We start from the raw sequence: 19,763 nt of genomic DNA, 5'->3' as shown, positions 1-19,763 counted from the left end.
AATCATTAACGTGTAAAATCATTTTCTTCTTTAGTAAAAGCACCAACTAACTTATGTGGCAAATAAGGCGCCTCCATATATTTAATATCTTCATTATCCAATTTAACATTCAAAGCATCAACAGAACTAGCCAAATGATCTGGATTAGTTGCACCAATGATTGGAGCTACAACCTGTTTCTTTTGCAATAACCAAGCAATAGCAACTTGAGCCATCGTGACATGATGTTTAACTGCTACTTCTGAAACCCGTTTAACAATTTCCATATCATTTTGCTCAGCATTGTCATATTTACTTTCAGCCACTTTATCAGTCTGAGCACGTTTGGTCTCACCATTCCAAGTTGGACGTGTTAAATGTCCTGAAGCCAAGGGACTATAGGGAGTTACCGCAATATTTTCATCCTCACAAAGTGGCAACATCTCTCGTTCTTCTTCACGGTACAAGAGATTTAGATGATCTTGCATCGATATAAATTCGGTCCAATTATGTTCTCTAGCTACAGCTTGAGCACGTTCAAATTGCCAAGAATACATAGCTGAGGCCCCGATATATCTAGTTTTTCCTGATTTAACCACATCGTGCAAAGCTTCCATCGTTTCTTCGATCGGAGTGTTGTAATCCCAACGATGAATGATATATGAATCAACATAATCCATATTCAGCCTTTTTAAGCTTTTATCAATTTGAGTCATGATAGCCTTACGTGATAATCCATGTTGGTTCGGTTTGTCAGATTGACTGAAGAAGACCTTCGTAGCAACTACTACTTCATCACGATTAGCATACTTTTTTAGTGCTCTTCCTAAAAACTCTTCACTATCACCGTAAGAATAAATATTGGCCGTATCAAAGAAATTGATTCCCAAGTCTAAAGCTTTTTTAACCACTTGTTCACTTTTATCATAATCGACAGCCCAAGGGAAAACACCTGTTTCTGGGCGTCCAAAACCCATTGTTCCTAAACAAATTCTTGAAACATCCAATCCTGTGTTACCCAATTTACGATAATCCAAATTCAAAACTTCCTCTCATTTATTTCATGACGCAAATAATCGATTCGTTCCAACTGTTTTTCCTGTAAATGGATCTCATCTAATTTTGATTTACGTTTCTTTGTCAAAAAATCAATTCGTGCTTGCTTGGAATTAGGTGTTTCCAATAACAAGCGCATATATTGCTCGATTTCTTTGTTTCTAAATCCAATATCATGTAAAGCCATAATAGTACTTAACCGTTTCAAATCTTGGTCATCATACTGCCATTCTCCCATAACAATTTTAACAACATCACACAATCCCCACGATTCATATTCATTCAAAATACGAATGGGAATATTATATTTTTGACTAACTTCTTTTTTATTCATAAGTAATCTTTCCTACAAAAAAATAGACATCCCTTAATGGAATATCTATATTATTAAGCCATTTATATGAAATGTATAATGCTTATTCTTCATTATTTGAAATACTCTTTAGGTATTTCTTAGCAAAATTAATAAAAGTTGATACATTGCGAGCCGCTATTTGATCAGCTTTCCATGCCAAAACAGAATTGTATGTTAGCGCAGGTTTTAGAGGTATAAATTTCATTCCATCATAGTTAGCGTCCAATTTCAGACATAAAACATTGCCAAGACCAGCTCGAGCCATGACAACAGCATTGTAAAGTAAATTATAATTTGCGACTATATTAATTTTTTTTAAATCACTTCCAAACCAGTGATTCAGTTCGCTCTCCATAGGTCGACTATTAGAAAGAATCAATGTTTGATTCCGCAAGTCCTTTGATTCTATATAATCTAATTGAGCCAGAGGTGAATCAATTGCTGTCATAACGCCCCATTGTTCAGTTGGATGCATTCTAGCAAAATCATATTTCTCAGTGCTGACTGGTTCAATTAATAATCCCAAGTCCAATAATCCTTGCTCAATTCCCCATTTAGTATCCTTTGAATTACCACTTTGAATTTTGAAAGTTACTAATGGATATTTCTGACGAAATATTGTCATGATTTGAGCCAATTCATTCATACTCTGTAGTTCACCACCACCAATAGAAATTTCTCCAGCAATCTCCCCTTTGTCCTTAGTCATTTCTTCTTTGATTTTGTCGCTTAGTTGACGCATCTCTTCAGCTCTACGTCTTAACAATAGGCCATCCTCAGTCAAAGTTATTTTGTGACTTTGACGAACAAACAATTTTGTACCCAATTCCTCTTCCAAAGCTGCAATCTGCCGTGAAAGTGTTGGTTGGCTAACATGTAGCAAACTGGCTGCTCGAGTAATATTTTCTTCACGCGCAATCATCAAAAAATAATTCAAAACACGTAGCTCCATTGTCTTATTCCTCCTGAATACTAAAAAAGACCACCTATAGGTGATCTTATTAGGATATAGCAATCCTAATGGTGTGACAGTTCCTCATATCTTTGCATCCAAAGATCAACGTAGGCCTGTGAAAATGGGCCTTTCTTCTTATCGATCCAATCAATTAAAACGTCGACATTATAATGTAAAATCGTATCTATTTCGGGTGGATAATTCCACATTTTACTGTGCGCTGCATATTCATCTACATCGAGCAGTCTTTTCTCTCCATCCGGAAAAACTTTAACATCTAAATCATAATCAATATATTTAATGGCTTCTTTATCTAAGGCAAACGGTGTTGCTAGATTGCAATAATAGGACACTCCACTATTCCGAATCATAGTAACAATGTTGAACCAGTACTTTCTATGAAAATAGACTAATGCTGGTTCTCTAGTTACCCAACGACGTCCGTCCGCTTCTGTGACAAGAGTATTCTCATTACAACCGATAATCTCATTCTCACTTGTCTTTAGCACCATTGTTTCACGCCAAGTACGATGTAAATGACCATCATGCTTATAACTCTGGATTGCTACGTAATCCCCTTCTCTAGGAACTTGCATAACTTTACCCAGCTTTCTAAACCTAATTCTTATCCAAAAAAAGTATAACAGAGCTGTGAAACGATTGAAAGATAAACAGTTAATTGTTAGCGTCTAAAACACGTTTGATTTCATCATAATGATAACCTTTAGTCATTAAATAATTAATCAATTTAGCCTGTGTATCATAACGATGCTGAACTTTTTCAATCATCTTGTTTAATTTATCAAGTTCCTCATCTTCATCAACTTCTAAATCCAATTTTTTAATAGCCTCATTAGTAATCTCACTATTAAAGCCCTTTTGATATAAGCTCTGACGAATTTTCGTCAGCATTTGTTGAAATGAAGCCCGTTTTTGTTTTCTAGCTTGCTTTTTAGCAAATTCGATGGCATTCTCCAATAAAACATCCTGATCAATATCAAATAAACTGTCCTGAATGATATTGTCTGGCACACCCTTTTGAAACAATTTTTGTTCAATTATTTTAGGTCCATTAGCGGTCATCCGTAATTGATCAGTGATGAAACTCTTAGCATAACTAGCATCATCCAAATAGTGCAAATTACGCAACTTTTCTAATGTGAATTCAACAGCATCTTTGTGGTATTCCTTCTTATATAGATACTCTTTGATTTCTTTCTCTGTTCGCAATTGATAGCTCAGATAATTTACTGCATCACCGTAAGCCTTATTTACATTTTCTCGATGTTCGATCTCCGCAACTTCTTGATCCGTCAATTCCACATCTTTCATCAGACGAAATTCAATCAAAGTAGTCTCTGCTACAGGAAAAGCATACTTACCATCAAGATAGATATTGTAACGCCCCTTACGTTTCTGGGCCTGAATTTTCGTAACTTTTGCCAAATTATTATTACCTCACATGTTATACTCAAGTGTAAGTTTATCGCAAAAACATTCAAAGGAAAAATTATGGATACAAATATAACTCAAGAATTAAAAGTTGGTGACAAATTTCCACTAACTATCAAACGAATCGGTATCAATGGCGAAGGCATTGGCTTCTTCAAACATGTCATTGTTTTCGTACCAAAAGCCGTCCCCGAAGATGTCATCGTCTGTGAAGTCACTGACGTGCACCCTCGTTTTCTCAATGGTCGTATTCACAAAATCAGACAGGCCAGTCGTTTCAGAAATCCTGAAACACCTGCTTTAGCCGATAAAGTTGGTGGTCTAGATTTTGCCCACATTAAATATGAAGATCAATTAAAATTTAAGGCTGACATTCTCCGAGAATCACTTGAAAAATATAAGCCTTACGCATATGAAAAATATAATATTCGCCCAACCGTAGCTTCAGTTCAACAGGAAAAATATCGTAACAAAGCTCAGTTCCCTATCCAAGAAATAGATGGTGAAATTCGCTGTGGCCTTTATAAAACAGGTACACAAGAATTAGTCGATCTAACTGAAATGCCAACGCAAATGGATTTAACCATGTCAGCCATGCGTAAAATCGTTGAAATTGTTAAGGATTTGGAAATTCCCGTTTTCAATCCTAAACAAAAATCGGGAATTCTCAGCATGATCGTCATTCGTGAATCAGTTGAATTTAACCAACTTCAAGTTACTTTCATTACTCGTTCACCAAAATTCATCAAAGAACATCAATTAATTGAACGTATTCAGAAAGAAATTCCTGAAGTTAGTTCAATTTCTCAAAATATCAATAAAGAAGACCAAGGCGCTGTTTGGGGTGACGAAACTAAATTACTCTGGGGTGACGAATATCTACAAGAAGATATCAACGGTTATATTTTTAACTTTTCACCACGTGCCTTTTTACAATTGAACTCACTTCAAACTGATAAACTGTATGACCTAGTTAATCAAGCACTAGAACCAACTCAAAGAGACATCCTGCTAGATGCATATTGTGGGGTTGGAACAATCGGCATTACTATGTCAGAAACCGTTAAACATATTTACGGAATCGAAATCATTCCCGAAGCTATCGAAGATGCCAAAGCAAATGCCAAATTAAATGAAGTAGAAAATGCCGACTATTACGTTGGATCAACTGACAAGATCTACCCAGAGTTATTAAAAGACGGCATCAATGTCAATTCAATCGTCGTAGATCCACCAAGAACCGGACTTGAAGGCAGTATGATTACAACACTAAACCGCAATCCAGTTGATAAATTAGTTTACGTCTCATGTAACCCATCAACATTAGCTAAGGATTTAGTAAGATTAGCTGAACGTTATAAAGTCGTTTATCTACAACCAGTAGACATGTTCCCTCAAACACCACATGTTGAAACAGTCGTTAAGTTAGTTAAAAGATAGAGAGCGGAGTAAGCCTGCCTAGATTCTGAGTATTTGCAGGGCTTTGCGAATTGGCTGCGCAGCAGACAGTTCGTGAAGTCAGGCAAAGCACAGGAATCTGGCCTACGCAGCTCTTTTCCACTATTTTGCATAGAACCATGGTTATTTAAAACCTAACAAAAGAGATGAACTATTCATGGAAGAAAATGAGTACGATGACAAAAGTTTCTTTGAAGCCTACAGTAAATTTCCACGTTCTGTTGAAGGCCTAAAAGCCGCCGGAGAATGGCCAACCTTTCAAAAAATGTTACCCGATTTTCACGACAAAAGAGTTTTAGATATCGGTTGTGGCTTTGGCTGGCATGACATTTATGCAGCAAAAAATGGAGCAAAATCAGTTTTAGGAATCGATTTATCTGAGAACATGCTCAAAGTGGCTCAGGAAAAGAATCATTACGACAACGTTCATTACCAAAAAATGGCAATGGAAGATATCGATTTTTCCGAAAATAGTTTCGATGTCGTTATCAGTTCCCTAGCCTTACATTACACTCCAGATTTCAATCTTATTTGTCAAAAAGTTAGACACAGCTTATCCCCAAATGGAGCATTCATTTTCTCTGTTGAGCATCCCATCTTCACAGCCTATGGCAATCAAGAATGGTTTTATGATCAAAATGGAGAAATTTCCTGCTGGCCTGTCGATCATTACTTTGAAGAAGGCAAACGAGAAGCTGATTTCTTAAACCACAAAGTTGTTAAATATCACAAGACTCTAACAACCTATGTGAATACACTGTTACAAAACGGATTTACGCTAAAAGTCTTAGAAGAACCCACACCACCAAAGCATTTGCTAGATGTTCCAGGAATGAAGGATGAGTTTAGAAGACCAATGATGCTGATAATATCAGCAAAGAGAACGGAGTAAGCCTGCTCCCACTATTTTGCATAGAACTATGGTTATTAAAAATATTGCTACAAATAAAAATACGTTAAATTGGGTAATAATAAACTCAACTTAACGTATTTTTCATAAAAAAGTCGTAGACCTCACATCTACGACTTTTTCTATGCAGTGGTTTCACCAGTAATCAACTTAACTGGCAAAACATAGTTATCTTCTAATTCACAATCGTGATCATCGACCCGTTTTAATAACAAATCAATCATCACCATTACTATATCTGAAATTGGCTGCATAACTGTTGTCAACTCAGGATGATAAGACTGAATAAAGTTCGTCCCATCATATCCAACTAACCTCACATCTTCAGGAACCCTCATCCCTAAAGCTTTAGCTTGCTGTATGACTAACAATGCCGTCAAATCATCAGTACAGAAGATTCCATCAACTTCTCGCTTAGATAATAATTCTTTAATTTTCAAACCTTTAATATTAGGCGTGGCGGAAAAACTAATTTCCATCACATCAAAATCCAAATCACTCTTCTTTAATTCATCTTTAAAGCCCGTCAGTCTTGCATTGGTTGGACTGTTAGGATGATTGGCTCCTGTGATAATTTGTAACTTTTTACTACCTGATCTCACTAAAGCCTGAGCAGCAAGCTCGCCACCATGATAATTATCAGAACTAACTATCGGAATTTCATCTGATAAATAACGGTCAAACGAGATAATTGGTAAACCCACTTTTTGATATTCCTCAATACCCAAATTGTGTGAACCCGCAATGATTCCGTCAACTCGATTAGCCATCAACATTCTCAAATAATCTCGCTCTTTTTCAGCATCACTACCTGCGTTGCAAAGAATGATTCGAAAACCCTTTTTGAACAATTGATCTTCAATTTCTTGAACCATCTGTCCAAAGAAGGGATTACTGACACCAGGCAAAATAACTCCAATTAATTGAGTCTTCTTGCCTTTTAATGATCTCGCCAAACTATTGGGTTGGTAATTGAGCTCTCTCATAGCTTCAAAAACCTTTGTTTTAGTTTTTTCCGACAATGAACCATAGTTATTAATAACTCGTGAAACTGTTGTCGCTGAAACACCCGCCAATTTTGCAATATCATCTAATGTTGCCATAATCTACCTCATTAATAAATCTTGTCCAAACTAACTTTTTTTACTTCAATATTTTCTGATTCCACAGAGAATTGCTCACCTTGTGGAAAAATTCGACCGATGATAACTTTTTGTCCACCATTAACGTATAATTCAAAAACTGTATTATCTAAATACAAATCAGCCTGAATTTCTTTACCCGCAATAACTTTAGTACTTCTTGTCGTACCAAAGTTAGTTGCAAAAGGAACTCCAGCATTTGTGCGATCAACTAATATCTTACCATTAGTCGTATCAAGAATAATTTGTAATTCTTCATTAAGTTCCGTCTTAAGTGTTATCGATCCAGCTAAGTTTTTCCCCAGTTTGAATGATAACTTGGCTTGAGGCGTAATTTCTTTTGAGTTAAGTGTTTCCTTAACTAACTGTTTATTTTCGACTACTGGTATTTGATACAAATGATTATCTTTAATTTTTAATTCTTTGACTAAGCTAAAGCAGTTAGCCCAGCCTTCTTTATCTGAAGGATAAGTAGTATCCGGAAGACCGATCCAACTGACTGTTAAAGCTCGTCCATCTGGAGCATTGAATCCATGTGTAGCGTAAACGTCAAAACCCTCATCTAAGTTTGCAATTGCACTTGGATTAATAAAACTAAATGTCTCCCAGTCAAAGTCCTCACCGATGACTACAGCGTTGGGATAGACATTCGAGTATTGTAACACATCTTGTTCAATTCCTTGCGGACAAAACATCAAAACAGGACGATTATCAACAAATAGTAAGTTGGGACACTCAATCATATAACCACAATCTTTATCAGTAAACTTCAGTTCTGTTTTGTAAGACCAAGGACCTGTAACTTCAGAGGCCTGATATACCAAAACATGACCTGTATCATCGACTCGACGTCCACCAATTAAGCAATAGTAAGTATCTTCATGCTTAATAATCTGAGGATCACGGAAATGATCCGTATAGCCTGGTTTAGGGTTCTCAATCAATGGTATGGAAATTTTTTTAATTTGATTATCCTTATCCATCCAGGCACCATCTTGTTTGGGATGACGTACCCAATTCTTATCACGAACATTGCCGGTATACATCATAAATAACTTATCGCCGACAGGAATCGCAGAACCAGAATACGCACCGTGACTATCTTGAACATCCCCTGGTAACAAAGCTGGTCCATGATCTTGCCAATGAACCAAATCATCTGAAGTTAAATGAGCCCAGCTTTTCAAACCATGCACAGCTCCATAAGGAAATGATTGATAGAACAAGTGCCACTGATTATTAAAATAAGAGAATCCATTGGGATCATTTAAAAGACCAGTTGACGGTTGAATATGATAACCCAAGCGCCAATGTGATTGAGCAATCCTCTGTTTAATATCAATTAACTCCTGCTCTGACCATTCTCGATATGGTTTATACCTCAATGCGGTTGTCCATTTTGTAATCATAATTTTGACCCATACTTTCTTTGATATTGGCTTCATTGTAACTTGATTTGTTCTAAAATGTCAATCGTATAACATTTGTTTAAATCCTAGTTTTATATAATGTTAATCGGTTACAAATATTTTACAGGTTTATAATTGTCAAACGTTTGACAATTTTTAAAAACCATGTATTATTAATGTATCGAAACGCTTACATACGTTTTAGGAGGGAATTATTATGAATCATGAACAAGTTGCGGATCGAGTACTGAAATATGTGGGACGTGATAACTTAATTGCGGCAGCTCACTGTGCGACTCGATTAAGATTAGTTGTTAAAGATGAAAAGAAAATCGATCAAAAAGGATTGGACAACGATGACGACGTCAAAGGTACTTTCAGTATCAATGGTCAGTATCAAATCATTATCGGACCTGGCGATGTTGATAAAGTTTACGATTTCTTAATTCAAAAGACAGGACTTAAAACTGTTACTCCTGATGATCTTAAGAACTTGGCTACTAACGGCAAAAAATCTAATCCAATCATGGCCTTCGTCAAACTTCTTTCTGATATTTTTGTTCCATTGATCCCCGCTCTTGTAGCTGGTGGTCTATTGATGGCTTTGAACAACGTTTTAACATCACCCAACCTCTTTGGTGCTCAATCAGTTGTGCAAATGTATCCTGGTATGAAAGGTGTCGCCGAATTAATTAACCTTTTGGCATCAGCACCATTTACTTTCATGCCCGTACTAATTGGTTTTTCAGCTACTAAACGTTTTGGCGGTAATCCTTACCTTGGTGCTGCTATCGGTATGGCAATGGTTATGCCTGCTTTAGTTAATGGCTATGACGTCGCTAACGTTATGGCTGCTGGTAAGATGACTTACTGGAATGTCTTCGGTTTAAAAGTTGCTCAAGCTGGATATCAAGGTCAAGTTTTACCTGTTCTAGCCGTTGCTTGGATTCTAGCTACTATTGAAAAATGGCTTCATAAGCATATGCCTGCAACTTTAGACTTTATCTTTACGCCATTACTTGCTGTAATCGTAACTGGTCTACTAACATTTATTGGTGTCGGACCTATCATGAGAGTTGTTTCTGATGGTTTAACCAACGGTATCGTCTGGATGTACAATGCAACCGGATTTGTTGGTACTGCTATCTTTGGTACCTTCTATTCACCTATTGTTATTACTGGACTTCATCAAAGTTTCCCTGCCATTGAAACTCAGTTACTAACTAACATTGCTAAAACTGGTGGAGATTTCTTTTTCCCAATCGCTTCTATGGCCAATGCTGCTCAAGGTGCTGCCTGTTTAGCCGTCTTCTTCCTTTCTAAAGACAAGAAGCAAAAAGGTTTAGCATCATCAGCTGGATTATCAGCTCTACTAGGTATTACAGAACCAGCCATCTTCGGTGTTAACTTAAAGTTACGCTACCCATTCATCTGTGCCATGGTTGCTTCCGGAATTGCTTCTATTTTTATTGGTATTTTCCACGTTCTATCTAGTGCTTTAGGTGCTGCTGGTATCATTGGATTTATTTCTTTCCCACCTAAGTATTACCTTCCATTCTTCATCAGTATTCTAATCAGTATTGCTTTAGGTTTTACTCTTACATATCTTTACGGAATCAAGTTTGATAAGGTAACAACTGCTAAACCAGTTGAAAAAGCTGATGATGATACTGTTGCTGTGGCCGATGAATTAATTGCTGCACCTGTATCTGGCGAATTGATTCAGTTAAAAGATGTTAATGATCAAGTTTTCTCCGCTGAAATTATGGGTAAAGGTGCTGCCATCAAGCCTACTGATAATAATGTTTATGCTGTAGCCGATGGAACGGTTACCGTCGCTTATGCCACAAAACATGCTTATGGAATCAAGACTAACGATGGTGCTGAAGTCCTTATTCATTTAGGAATCGATACCGTTGATCTTAAAGGTCAATATTTCACATCCAATGTCAAACAAGGCGACACCGTTAAAAAAGGTGATTTACTTGGTACCTTCGATATTGAAAAAATTCAAGCTGCTGGTTACGATCCCACAGTTATGATTGTCGTAACCAACACAATGTCTTACGGCGACGTGGATAAATTGAATAAGACAGACGTCAAATCCGGCGATGACATCGTAGCTTTGACAGAACTAGCTTCAAATTATTCCGCTGCTGCAAATGTTTAACCCTTCATGAATCACATAAAAAATGCCTAAATAGATTAGGCATTTTTTTGTGGTTTTTTAAATTGTGTAAACAACAATGCTACTAAAATGGTTGTAATCAATCCATTAACCAAATATAGTATCCGATAATCAACAACTGCAAAAGCAGAACTATAAATCAAGACGCCAATTGGATTCAAAATTTGAACCATAGTGTACATCAAAGTATTGACCCGCCCTAAGGCTTTTTCAGGAATAACTTCTTGCACATACGTAAAAACTGGTGGATCAGAAATTGCTCCCACAAAGCCAGAAATGAATTGGATCACAGCAAAGATTGCCAGTGTATATTGTGAGGCAAATTTAATTAAGAAGCCTAATAAAAGAAGTTCAAATACTGATATCCAATAGGTTACCCTTTCAAATTTGAAGACATCCTTAATTTCAACAATCGTAATAACAATTCCGCCTAAGAACACTCCAAATGACAAAATACCTTGAACATTACCACTAACAACAGTTGAATACTTGAGAATATGAATCAAAACATAAGGAATTCCAATTTGTAGAGAAATACCAGCTAAATTCAATACCATTGCAATTACAGTCAAAATAATTAATTGTGGTTGTCCCTTTAGGACTTTAACCAAATCAACCTTCTCATCATCACCAGTGGCCGTCTTTTCAACCGTCACTTGATTGAAATGTGTACTCCAAGTAAACAATAAAGTCAGACTCTCCGTAAAAATCTCTACCAAAATAATCCACGTGAACGGTACAACTCCAAATAGAAAACCTGCTAAAGGTGCGGCCACAATACTAGCCATAGATACACCCGTTGTCTGAATTGAGTTAAGACGTTGAATAGATTTTTTACTAACAATTTGTGGCGTTGAAGATAAATATGTAATAGAAAACAGTCTGCCAAAAATATTCATGGCACAAACAACTACGATAGCCGTGTACAAAATATTAGTTCCTATTGAATACGCCAATAAATATAGTAATAACGAGGCTATCAATAATGCCTCAGAAATCAAAGCCAGTCGTTTATGAGAATATTTATCAATTATCTTTCCAATGATAGGTGCCAAAGCCAGTCCAACGATTGGACCGATAAATAAGCTAGTGCCATAGCCTAAAGCTGAACCAGTTACCTTCAATAGCTTTAAAGACAATGAGAATGAAAAAATGGTTTCTCCTAAGGCATTAATAACCGAAGTACTTCCAGCCTTGATCAATTGTAAATTATCTTGTTTCATAATAGTCATCCCTAACTTGATTGACCAAGTTATAGCACATAACAAGATGGAAAAATCCATTTCCCTTTCAAGCGGTCATCTAACCTGCCTATCAGGTAAAGATTATCAATTGACACGCTAAATAAACCAAATTCCGATTTTTCATCATAGTTTTTAGTTACTAGAATCCAAAAGTATTCCATTTATTTTCACTTCAAATCTTCAACTCATTTCTGTAACTCACAAAAAATAAAGAAGATAATTCACTTTTCTAGTAAAATGAAGAACGTAATATCAAAAACAGGGGGATTTAATTATTTTTAAAATAAAAAGTTCTAAAAGAACCTTCTATAATTGGCTACAATTATCATTATCTTTTATCCTGATAATAGGTTTAGGGATTTTACTACTTGTGAAATTAAATAGTACACCCGGTCTACATGTTGACGAGACAAATTATATGAATGAAGTTATAAGTAAAGTTAACTTTGGTACCGATATACACGGATTAAAGAATCCTATTTATTTCGCAAGCGTGTGGGGACAGGGACAATCTATTTTATATGCATGGATTATAGTTCCAGTCATTAAAATCTTTGGCTTTTCTCTATTTATGTTTAGACTCCCGATGGCTATTTTAACGTTAACAGCAATCATTGCTATAGTATGTTCTCTTTATCTCAGTTCTCCAAATAAAGCTTTACCTTTTTTGGTTACATTATCCTTAGTGACAACTCCTTGGTTCCTAGTATCAGGACGATGGGTCCTAGATGCTAACGTCTCTCCAATCTTTGTTATCCTTGGATTAATTAACTTTTATCTTTCAACCCTAGAGCACCCTATAAAAACAAAATACTACTTCTTAGTTTTATCATCTGTTTTTATTGCCCTATCAGCATACGGTTATGTAGCCTCTTGGATTTATCTACCTTTCCTCATAATTACAATGGCTTTAACAACAATTCTTAAAAAATGGCTTTCAAAAAAGGAAGTAATTCTTTGGGGTATTTTAATTTTTATTCTGGTTTTACCATTAATGGTATTTGCTTTTCGAGTAAATATTCAACATACCAATAAATTTTCAAAGTTTCTCATCTTTGATTTACCTTATTTACAAGCTAATCGTGTTAGCTCACTAATTAGTTTCAAAGGATCATTATTTAAAAACAGCTTAATGAATATTTTCTCTGGAACAAAGCAAATATTGACTGGTAGTGATAAATTACCACAGAACAGTAGCCTACCCTATGGAGCTATTCTTCCATTTATGCTCATTTTTGCTATTATAGGTTCATTAGGAAAAAAAGAGTTATTTAGTAAAAATGAAATCAAATTTAGAATTATAATATTAGAATCATTATTTACTTTTATACCTGGGTTAATGATTATCAAACCCAATTATAATCACTGGAATTTTTTATGGTTCCCACTGGCTATCCTCACAGGATTTGGTTTATACATTGTTTTTAACTCTATTGGAAAAGTAGGAAAATTAATTCTGATAACAATTCCCATTTTAGTATTTGGTACATTTACCTTTAATAACTACCTTGGCATTGGAAATCAAAAAACTGTTTTTAATGCATCTTCTGGGTCCTTTGCAAATACTCAAAATATTAATTCAATGATGGACAAATATTATAGTAATAACAATCTTTACATTGAGAACTTATCAGGAAACTTCCCAATATTCAGATTAGTACAGCATCCAATAAATGACTCCCAATATTTAAAGGTACAAAATAAAAACAGAAGAATACCTTATAAAATAATTTCCGCACCAACAAACCGTTATGGATACTTAAGGGACATTAATAATATTGCTAAATCTCGAAAAGGTGATTTGGCAATGGTTTACCGTCAAAATTTAGGTACCTACAGTAAACCACTTTCAAATAAATCCGAATGGAAATTTATAAAGAATGCTTATTTTAATCATTACCCTGTCATGTTTTTTCAAAAAAAATAAATTACCATCATATCTAATAAAGAGTCAATAAAGAAAAAAGCAGCATTTATTTAGAATATATAGCGTATTTGTAATACGTTTATTCTAATAAATGCTGCTTTTTTTCTAAATTACTGAAAATAAATAATTAAGCTCATTTTCCGGTTGGTAGCGACAACTTTGTAAATTTCAGAATTAATATTCTTCCCTAGCAACAACAAAATAATTACCTTCAGGATCTTGGAAGTTAAAAGTCAACACACCATTAACTTCAGAAACCTCACCTGCACTCAATAAATCATCATGCAGTTCATTGAAACGGTTAGAAAAGAACATCAATGATGGTACTGTTTCATCCACTTCTGGTGAATAAATTCTGACGTAATCCTTAGGAAAAATCGATAATTCAGTTTCCGCAGAGATTCCTACGATGACATTCTGGTAGCCACCATTTAAAGTCTGACGAGCCATTACTTTGGCTCCAAATTCTTCGACCCAAAATTCTACGTTCATATCAACGTCATCAACGTAAAGCATAATTCTAGTTTTCATCTAATAAATCCCTATCCCAGACAACACCCATAGTTTTTTCACCAGTATGTACACTGATAGCTGGTCCTAAATGACTCGTTGAAACCTTGGCATCAGGGAAGTTGGTTTGAAAATCATTACTCCACTTCTCCAACATTTCACGATTATTAGAATCAACTACTGTGATGTGTAACTTCCAATCTGGATGCGCATCTGCATATTTTTGTATCTCCAATGCAATTACACGGAAAGCTCGATGCATAGTTCTCTCTTTACCAATTGCAAAAATTTTACCATCTTTGAATGTCAATAATGGTTTAACATCCAACAAACTACCAATAATAGCAGAACGATTGCTTAAACGACCGGTACGACTCAAGTGTTTCAAATCGTTAACGGCAAAATAAATATCGGTTGAGTCTCGTAACTCTTCCATTTTAGCAACAATTTTTTCAGGATCTTCTCCCTTTTGAGCCATTGAACCAGCTAGCATAACCAAATCAGCCTCGGCGGCACTCGCAGCCATTGAATCGAATGGATAAACTTTAGCCTTATCATAATCCTTCACAAACATACGTAAGTTGTCCATAAATGAAGTAATTCCTAATGATAAGTGAATTGAGATAATTGTGTCATAGCCTTCTGATACCAAACGATCATAAGCCTCTTGTATCTGTCCCATCGAAACTTGAGCTGTGGTTGGTAATTCTGGTTCATTACGCAAATAGTCGTAAAACTCTTGATCCGTTAATTCTTCTGTTTCCTTATATTGTTCATTCCCCAAAATAACCGTGATTGGTAAGACGGTGATGTTGTATTGCTTGATTTGCTCAGGTGTTAGGTACGATGCTGTATCAGTTACAACTGCCGTTTTCATATTTTTCCTCTTTTTCAAGTGACTTTGTATTCATGCATATAATAATAACATTTTATTATATTTTTTAAATCTATAGGGTTGTTTTAGTTATTCGAAAGCGCTATCATTTTTGTTAAGTAAACATTTACTAAATGGAGGATCAATCATGAATACTAACGAAATATTACAAGGATTTGCAGATAAATTTAACCAAACAGCTGAAAAATTATTCTTTTCACCTGGTCGTATCAATTTAATCGGTGAACACACTGACTACAATGGAGGCAATGTCTTCCCTTGTGCTATCAGTTTAGGTACATATGCAGCTTACGGCAAACGTGATGACGATACTGTTCAAATGTTTTCCGAGAACCTACCCGACAAAGGTATCATTTCCTTCTCACTTGACGATCTTAAATTTAACAAAGAGGACGATTGGGCCAATTATCCTAAAGGGATGATCTATTTTATTACCAAAGCTGGTTATAAAATAGATCACGGTTTCAATCTTTATATTCACGGTAATTTGCCTGATGGCGCAGGATTATCATCTTCTGCTTCAATCGAATTATTAATGGGAACAATTCTCAAAGACGCATTCTCACTCGACATTGATCAACTTGATTTAGTAAAAATGGGTCAAAAAGATGAGAATGACTTTATCGGCGTCAATTCAGGAATTATGGATCAATTTGCTGTTGGTATGGGTAAAGAAAATCAAGCTATCTTACTCGACACCAATACAATGGAATACCATTACGCACCAGTTGAACTAGGTAATAACGTTATCGTAATTATGAATACTAACAAGCATCGTACCTTGGCTGACTCTAAATACAATGAACGTCGTAGTCAATGTGAAGAGGCTTTGAAACTGCTTCAAACTAAATTAGACATCAATTCATTAGGCGAACTATCAATTGACGATTTTGATCGTAACTCATATTTGATCAACGATGATATTTTGATCCGTCGTGCTCGTCATGCTGTTTTTGAAAATCAGAGAACTCTTAAAGCTATCAATTATCTTAAAGAAAACAACCTTGAAGAATTTGGCAAACTAGTCAATGCTTCTCATATTTCACTACACTACGATTATGAAGTAACTGGTAAGGAACTTGATACCTTGGTCGCCGCTGCTTGGAAACAAGACGGTGTACTCGGTGCTCGTATGGTTGGTGCCGGTTTCGGTGGTTGTGCTATTGCTATCGTTGATAAAGATAAGGTTAACGCCTTTAAAGAAAATGTCGGTCAAATTTATCAAAAAGAAATTGGCTATGCTGCTGACTTCTATATTGCTGAGATTGCTGACGGACCTAGAGAAATTGCTACAACCGAGGTGGAAAAATAATGTCTTGTGTCGATAAATTTGTCGATCAAATAATTAATGCTGATAATGATTACCAAGAAATGGATCGTGTTTACTTATACAATCGTATTTGTGCCTTGGTTGGCGACGATAACCATCTTCAAGCTGACGATACTAAAGAAGCTCTGATTAAAACAGCTATCCAAAATAAAAAAATTGAGAATAGCCAAACGGCTAAAGAAATCCTTAACGATCAATTAATGGACTTCGTTACCCCACTACCTTCACGTGTTAATCATAAATTCTGGAATCTTTATCAAAAGAATCCAACTGATGCTATCAAATATTTCTATCAAATGAGTCAAGACAATGACTACATCAAAGTTAAAGCTATTGCTAAAAATATCTCTTATCAAGTAGCGACTGATTATGGAAATCTTGAGATCACTATTAATTTGTCTAAACCTGAAAAGGACCCCAAGGCTATTGCTGCCGCTGGTAAAGCTAAACAAACCGGCTACCCTAAATGCCAACTTTGCTTAGAAAATGAAGGTTACTTAGGACGTTTAGGTTATCCTGCCCGTAGTAATCACCGTGTTATACGCTTTACACTCGGTGGCGAAACTTGGGGCTTCCAATACTCACCTTATGCTTACTTTAAAGAACATGCTATTTTCTTAAATACAACTCACAAACCAATGATTATCAATCAACATACCTTCAATAACTTAATTGAAATCATCAAAATATTCCCTAATTACTTTGTTGGTAGTAATGCTGACTTACCAATTGTTGGCGGTTCTATGCTTAGTCACGATCACTATCAAGGTGGACACCATATTTTTCCAATGATGAAAGCTCCAATTGATCGTCAAATTGAAATCGATGTCGATGGTGTCTCCGCAGGAATCGTTAAATGGCCCCTTTCCACAATTCGTTTAACAAGTAAAGATCCTGAAGAATTAGTTAAGGCTGCCACTTTGATTCATGAGCACTGGATGAATTATTCTGACGAATCAGTTGATATTAGATCCCATAGTGGTGAAATTCGTCATCATACTGTTACGCCGATTGCCTATCGTCAAGATGAAAACTACGTTATGGATATCGTCTTGCGTGACAACCAAACCTCTGATAAATACCCAGATGGAATTTTCCATCCCCACAAGGACGTCCAACATATCAAAAAGGAAAATATCGGTCTAATCGAAGTTATGGGACGTGCCATCTTACCTGCCCGACTGAAGACAGAATTAAAAGAAGTTGAACGTTACCTACTAGATCAACCTAATCAAATGGCTCAATATCACAAAGCTTGGGCAGATCAATTGAAACAAAAATACGAATTTACAACTGACAATGTGGAAAAAATTGTTGATAAAGAAACAGGTCTCGTCTTTAGCCGTGTTCTTGAAGATGCTGGTGTCTTCAAGTGGGATGAACAAGGACAGACTGCTTTTGACAAATTTATTCGGAGCCTTCAATAATGGCTACCTTACGTGACATTGCCAAGAAAGCCAGTGTCTCACCAGCCACTGTTTCCCGAGTTTTAAACAATGATTTGACGTTATCGGTTACTGATGAAACTAGAGCCAATATTTTAAAAATTGCGACTGACCTTAATTATAAAAAGGCCAATCATCCCAACAGTCATTATCAAAAACATTTAGCTCTAGTCCAATGGTATTCCGAATCTAAAGAACAAGACGATCTCTACTACATGACCGTGCGTGAGGGAATTGAACAGCAAGCACCCAAGTATGGATTCCAAATCAGTCGTATTTTTCACAACGATATTGAGGAAATCCCTAATGACACTGACGGTATCATTGCCGTAGGTAAATTCAGTCAGGAACAAGTTCAGACTATGGCTTTGATTTGTCCCAATATTGTTTTTATTGACGACGACCAATTCAGTAAAGGATTCGATTCAGTTCTAACTGATTTCAAATATGGCATTCAAAAAGTGGTTAATTACTTTGTCGATCAAAACATTGAAGACATCGGTCTGATTTATGGTGAAGAGACATCAACCGACAACCAAAGAATCATCCCTGACTTACGTTTTGATTCCTTCAAGTCAGCCATGGAAGAGCACAATTTGTTTGATCCACAAAATTGTTTTAAAGGTGACTTCACTAAAGATTCCGGTTACCTTCAAATGACAAAAGCTTTGGATAAAGAAGATTTTCCACATGCTTTCTTTATTACCAATGATTTGATGGCAGCTGGTGCATTAAAGGCTCTTCAAGAAAATAACATTGTCGTTCCTAAAAGAGTCCAACTCTTCAGTTTCGACAACACCGCCCTTTCCCGTTACGTCAATCCCGAGTTAAGTTCTGTGGATGTCGCTACTAATCAAATGGGTGCGACTTCAGTCGATTTAATGCAAGATTTATTAACTAACCAACAGCATGTTGCTAAACGAATCGAACTAGCTACTAAGCTCATCTTTAGACAATCCACTTACACAACAATTGAAGATCTATAAATAACGTTTTGCTGGAGGTAAAGATGGATTATATTCACGATATTCGCCAAAAAATTGGTCATGAACCGATTATCTTAAATTTTGTTGGAGGAATTCTAATTAACGATAAGAATGAAGTCCTTTTACAAAAGCATTCCGATATGAATAAATGGGACCTCCCCGGGGGTGCCATGGAATATGGTGAAACAGTTGAAGGTACTTGTCGCCGAGAATTTCGAGAGGAAACTGGACTTGAAGTTATACTAAATTCATTTTTAGGACTCTCTTCTAATCACATCCAACGCTACCCTAACAGCGACGTTGCCCAAGCCATCGTGACCTTCTTTCTAGTTGACTACTGCAAAGGTGAACTCAATTCCAAGAATAACGAAACTTTAGACTTAAAATACTTCTCTAAAGAAAACTTACCTGAAATATTCAATCGTCAACACGCAAGCTGTTTGCAGCACTATTTTGAACACGATTTTCCATACTTCGAATAGCAAGCAATATAATTGTTGAAACCCTAACTCCTACCTATAA

Annotated in this window: 18 protein-coding genes; 8 read left to right on the top strand and 10 right to left on the bottom strand. The window is 36.0% G+C overall.

Annotated features, from left to right (window positions below):
• Nucleotides 1–5: 5 nt before the first annotated feature.
• From FC97_RS10150 to recX, 5 genes are all read right to left on the bottom strand, one after another.
• Nucleotides 6–1,016 (bottom strand): aldo/keto reductase, encoded by a 1,011-nt coding sequence (locus FC97_RS10150; RefSeq protein WP_054643232.1) that lies wholly within the window; start codon nucleotides 1,014–1,016, stop codon nucleotides 6–8.
• A gap of 2 nt (nucleotides 1,017–1,018) precedes the next feature.
• On the bottom strand, nucleotides 1,019–1,369 hold the full coding sequence (locus FC97_RS10145; protein WP_054643220.1) for a helix-turn-helix domain-containing protein: 351 nt from the start codon (nucleotides 1,367–1,369) through the stop codon (nucleotides 1,019–1,021).
• Between the two features lie 82 nt (nucleotides 1,370–1,451).
• Entirely contained in the window at nucleotides 1,452–2,342 is an 891-nt protein-coding gene (locus FC97_RS10140) for a LysR family transcriptional regulator (RefSeq protein WP_054643219.1), read from the bottom strand.
• 65 nt (nucleotides 2,343–2,407) lie between these two features.
• Nucleotides 2,408–2,941, bottom strand: coding sequence for a nucleoside tri-diphosphate phosphatase (gene ntdP / locus FC97_RS10135; RefSeq protein WP_054643218.1), 534 nt, complete (start codon nucleotides 2,939–2,941; stop codon nucleotides 2,408–2,410).
• A gap of 79 nt (nucleotides 2,942–3,020) precedes the next feature.
• The gene (gene recX / locus FC97_RS10130; RefSeq protein ID WP_054643217.1) at nucleotides 3,021–3,791 is read right to left on the bottom strand and encodes a recombination regulator RecX; all 771 of its coding nucleotides are present in this window, start codon (nucleotides 3,789–3,791) and stop codon (nucleotides 3,021–3,023) included.
• A 66-nt stretch (nucleotides 3,792–3,857) separates the two neighbouring features.
• Between recX and rlmD the strand changes: the two genes are divergently transcribed.
• The gene (rlmD, locus tag FC97_RS10125) at nucleotides 3,858–5,237 is read left to right on the top strand and encodes a 23S rRNA (uracil(1939)-C(5))-methyltransferase RlmD (RefSeq protein ID WP_054643216.1); all 1,380 of its coding nucleotides are present in this window, start codon (nucleotides 3,858–3,860) and stop codon (nucleotides 5,235–5,237) included.
• A gap of 175 nt (nucleotides 5,238–5,412) precedes the next feature.
• Nucleotides 5,413–6,147 (top strand): class I SAM-dependent methyltransferase, encoded by a 735-nt coding sequence (locus FC97_RS10120; protein ID WP_054643215.1) that lies wholly within the window; start codon nucleotides 5,413–5,415, stop codon nucleotides 6,145–6,147.
• 140 nt (nucleotides 6,148–6,287) lie between these two features.
• Here FC97_RS10120 and FC97_RS10115 read toward each other — a convergent pair whose 3' ends face one another.
• Both FC97_RS10115 and FC97_RS10110 read right to left on the bottom strand, forming a co-directional pair.
• Complete coding sequence (locus tag FC97_RS10115; RefSeq protein WP_173585312.1) at nucleotides 6,288–7,271, bottom strand: LacI family DNA-binding transcriptional regulator; 984 nt, start codon at nucleotides 7,269–7,271, stop codon at nucleotides 6,288–6,290.
• A gap of 8 nt (nucleotides 7,272–7,279) precedes the next feature.
• Nucleotides 7,280–8,716: a sucrose-6-phosphate hydrolase gene (locus FC97_RS10110; RefSeq protein ID WP_054643213.1), complete on the bottom strand. Its 1,437-nt coding sequence runs from the start codon at nucleotides 8,714–8,716 to the stop codon at nucleotides 7,280–7,282.
• 217 nt (nucleotides 8,717–8,933) lie between these two features.
• On the opposite strand from FC97_RS10110, the gene FC97_RS10105 reads away from it, so the two are divergent.
• Complete coding sequence (locus tag FC97_RS10105) at nucleotides 8,934–10,886, top strand: sucrose-specific PTS transporter subunit IIBC (RefSeq protein ID WP_054643212.1); 1,953 nt, start codon at nucleotides 8,934–8,936, stop codon at nucleotides 10,884–10,886.
• A gap of 35 nt (nucleotides 10,887–10,921) precedes the next feature.
• Here FC97_RS10105 and FC97_RS10100 read toward each other — a convergent pair whose 3' ends face one another.
• Entirely contained in the window at nucleotides 10,922–12,127 is a 1,206-nt protein-coding gene (locus tag FC97_RS10100; RefSeq protein WP_056968180.1) for an MFS transporter, read from the bottom strand.
• A 439-nt stretch (nucleotides 12,128–12,566) separates the two neighbouring features.
• On the opposite strand from FC97_RS10100, the gene FC97_RS10095 reads away from it, so the two are divergent.
• A complete protein-coding gene (locus FC97_RS10095) occupies nucleotides 12,567–14,075 on the top strand; it encodes an ArnT family glycosyltransferase (RefSeq protein ID WP_054643210.1) in 1,509 nt (502 codons plus the stop codon).
• Nucleotides 14,076–14,249: 174 nt separating this feature from the next.
• Here the strand turns inward: FC97_RS10095 and FC97_RS10090 are convergent, their stop codons facing one another.
• Nucleotides 14,250–14,606, bottom strand: coding sequence for a VOC family protein (locus tag FC97_RS10090; RefSeq protein ID WP_054643209.1), 357 nt, complete (start codon nucleotides 14,604–14,606; stop codon nucleotides 14,250–14,252).
• The gene (locus FC97_RS10085) at nucleotides 14,596–15,462 is read right to left on the bottom strand and encodes a DegV family protein (RefSeq protein ID WP_054643208.1); all 867 of its coding nucleotides are present in this window, start codon (nucleotides 15,460–15,462) and stop codon (nucleotides 14,596–14,598) included. The genes FC97_RS10090 and FC97_RS10085 overlap by 11 nt, the downstream gene beginning before the upstream one ends.
• A 145-nt stretch (nucleotides 15,463–15,607) precedes the next feature.
• Here FC97_RS10085 and FC97_RS10080 point away from each other — a divergent pair, with 145 nt between their 5' ends.
• Genes FC97_RS10080 through FC97_RS10065 form a run of 4 tightly spaced genes read left to right on the top strand, consistent with a single transcriptional unit; the run spans nucleotide 15,608 to nucleotide 19,723 of the window.
• Nucleotides 15,608–16,792: a galactokinase gene (locus tag FC97_RS10080; RefSeq protein ID WP_054643207.1), complete on the top strand. Its 1,185-nt coding sequence runs from the start codon at nucleotides 15,608–15,610 to the stop codon at nucleotides 16,790–16,792.
• On the top strand, nucleotides 16,792–18,237 hold the full coding sequence (locus FC97_RS10075) for a UDP-glucose--hexose-1-phosphate uridylyltransferase (RefSeq protein ID WP_054643206.1): 1,446 nt from the start codon (nucleotides 16,792–16,794) through the stop codon (nucleotides 18,235–18,237). Before FC97_RS10080 ends, FC97_RS10075 begins: the two co-directional genes overlap by 1 nt.
• Nucleotides 18,234–19,241: a LacI family DNA-binding transcriptional regulator gene (locus tag FC97_RS10070; protein ID WP_054643205.1), complete on the top strand. Its 1,008-nt coding sequence runs from the start codon at nucleotides 18,234–18,236 to the stop codon at nucleotides 19,239–19,241. Before FC97_RS10075 ends, FC97_RS10070 begins: the two co-directional genes overlap by 4 nt.
• A gap of 23 nt (nucleotides 19,242–19,264) precedes the next feature.
• Entirely contained in the window at nucleotides 19,265–19,723 is a 459-nt protein-coding gene (locus tag FC97_RS10065; protein WP_054643204.1) for an NUDIX hydrolase, read from the top strand.
• Nucleotides 19,724–19,763: the final 40 nt, after the last annotated feature.

Origin of the sequence: Companilactobacillus kimchii DSM 13961 = JCM 10707, from assembly GCF_001435445.1 — a bacterium.
GTDB classification, from domain to species: Bacteria; Bacillota; Bacilli; order Lactobacillales; family Lactobacillaceae; genus Companilactobacillus; species Companilactobacillus kimchii.
The sequence above is the reverse complement of the archived record's forward strand: the minus strand, read 5'-3'. Positions and strand labels throughout refer to the sequence as shown.

Excerpts from the sequence above, each read along its gene's own strand:
- ntdP (WP_054643218.1), bottom strand. The coding sequence starts at position 2,941 with ATGCAAGTTCCTAGAGAAGGGGATTACGTAGCAATCCAGAGTTATAAG.
- rlmD (WP_054643216.1), top strand. The coding sequence starts at position 3,858 with ATGGATACAAATATAACTCAAGAATTAAAAGTTGGTGACAAATTTCCA.
- FC97_RS10080 (WP_054643207.1), top strand. The coding sequence starts at position 15,608 with ATGAATACTAACGAAATATTACAAGGATTTGCAGATAAATTTAACCAA.
- FC97_RS10105 (WP_054643212.1), top strand. The coding sequence starts at position 8,934 with ATGAATCATGAACAAGTTGCGGATCGAGTACTGAAATATGTGGGACGT.
- FC97_RS10120 (WP_054643215.1), top strand. The coding sequence starts at position 5,413 with ATGGAAGAAAATGAGTACGATGACAAAAGTTTCTTTGAAGCCTACAGT.
- FC97_RS10085 (WP_054643208.1), bottom strand. The coding sequence starts at position 15,462 with ATGAAAACGGCAGTTGTAACTGATACAGCATCGTACCTAACACCTGAG.
- FC97_RS10140 (WP_054643219.1), bottom strand. The coding sequence starts at position 2,342 with ATGGAGCTACGTGTTTTGAATTATTTTTTGATGATTGCGCGTGAAGAA.
- FC97_RS10145 (WP_054643220.1), bottom strand. The coding sequence starts at position 1,369 with ATGAATAAAAAAGAAGTTAGTCAAAAATATAATATTCCCATTCGTATT.
- FC97_RS10110 (WP_054643213.1), bottom strand. The coding sequence starts at position 8,716 with ATGATTACAAAATGGACAACCGCATTGAGGTATAAACCATATCGAGAA.
- FC97_RS10090 (WP_054643209.1), bottom strand. The coding sequence starts at position 14,606 with ATGAAAACTAGAATTATGCTTTACGTTGATGACGTTGATATGAACGTA.
- FC97_RS10065 (WP_054643204.1), top strand. The coding sequence starts at position 19,265 with ATGGATTATATTCACGATATTCGCCAAAAAATTGGTCATGAACCGATT.
- FC97_RS10100 (WP_056968180.1), bottom strand. The coding sequence starts at position 12,127 with ATGAAACAAGATAATTTACAATTGATCAAGGCTGGAAGTACTTCGGTT.
- FC97_RS10095 (WP_054643210.1), top strand. The coding sequence starts at position 12,567 with ATGAATGAAGTTATAAGTAAAGTTAACTTTGGTACCGATATACACGGA.
- FC97_RS10075 (WP_054643206.1), top strand. The coding sequence starts at position 16,792 with ATGTCTTGTGTCGATAAATTTGTCGATCAAATAATTAATGCTGATAAT.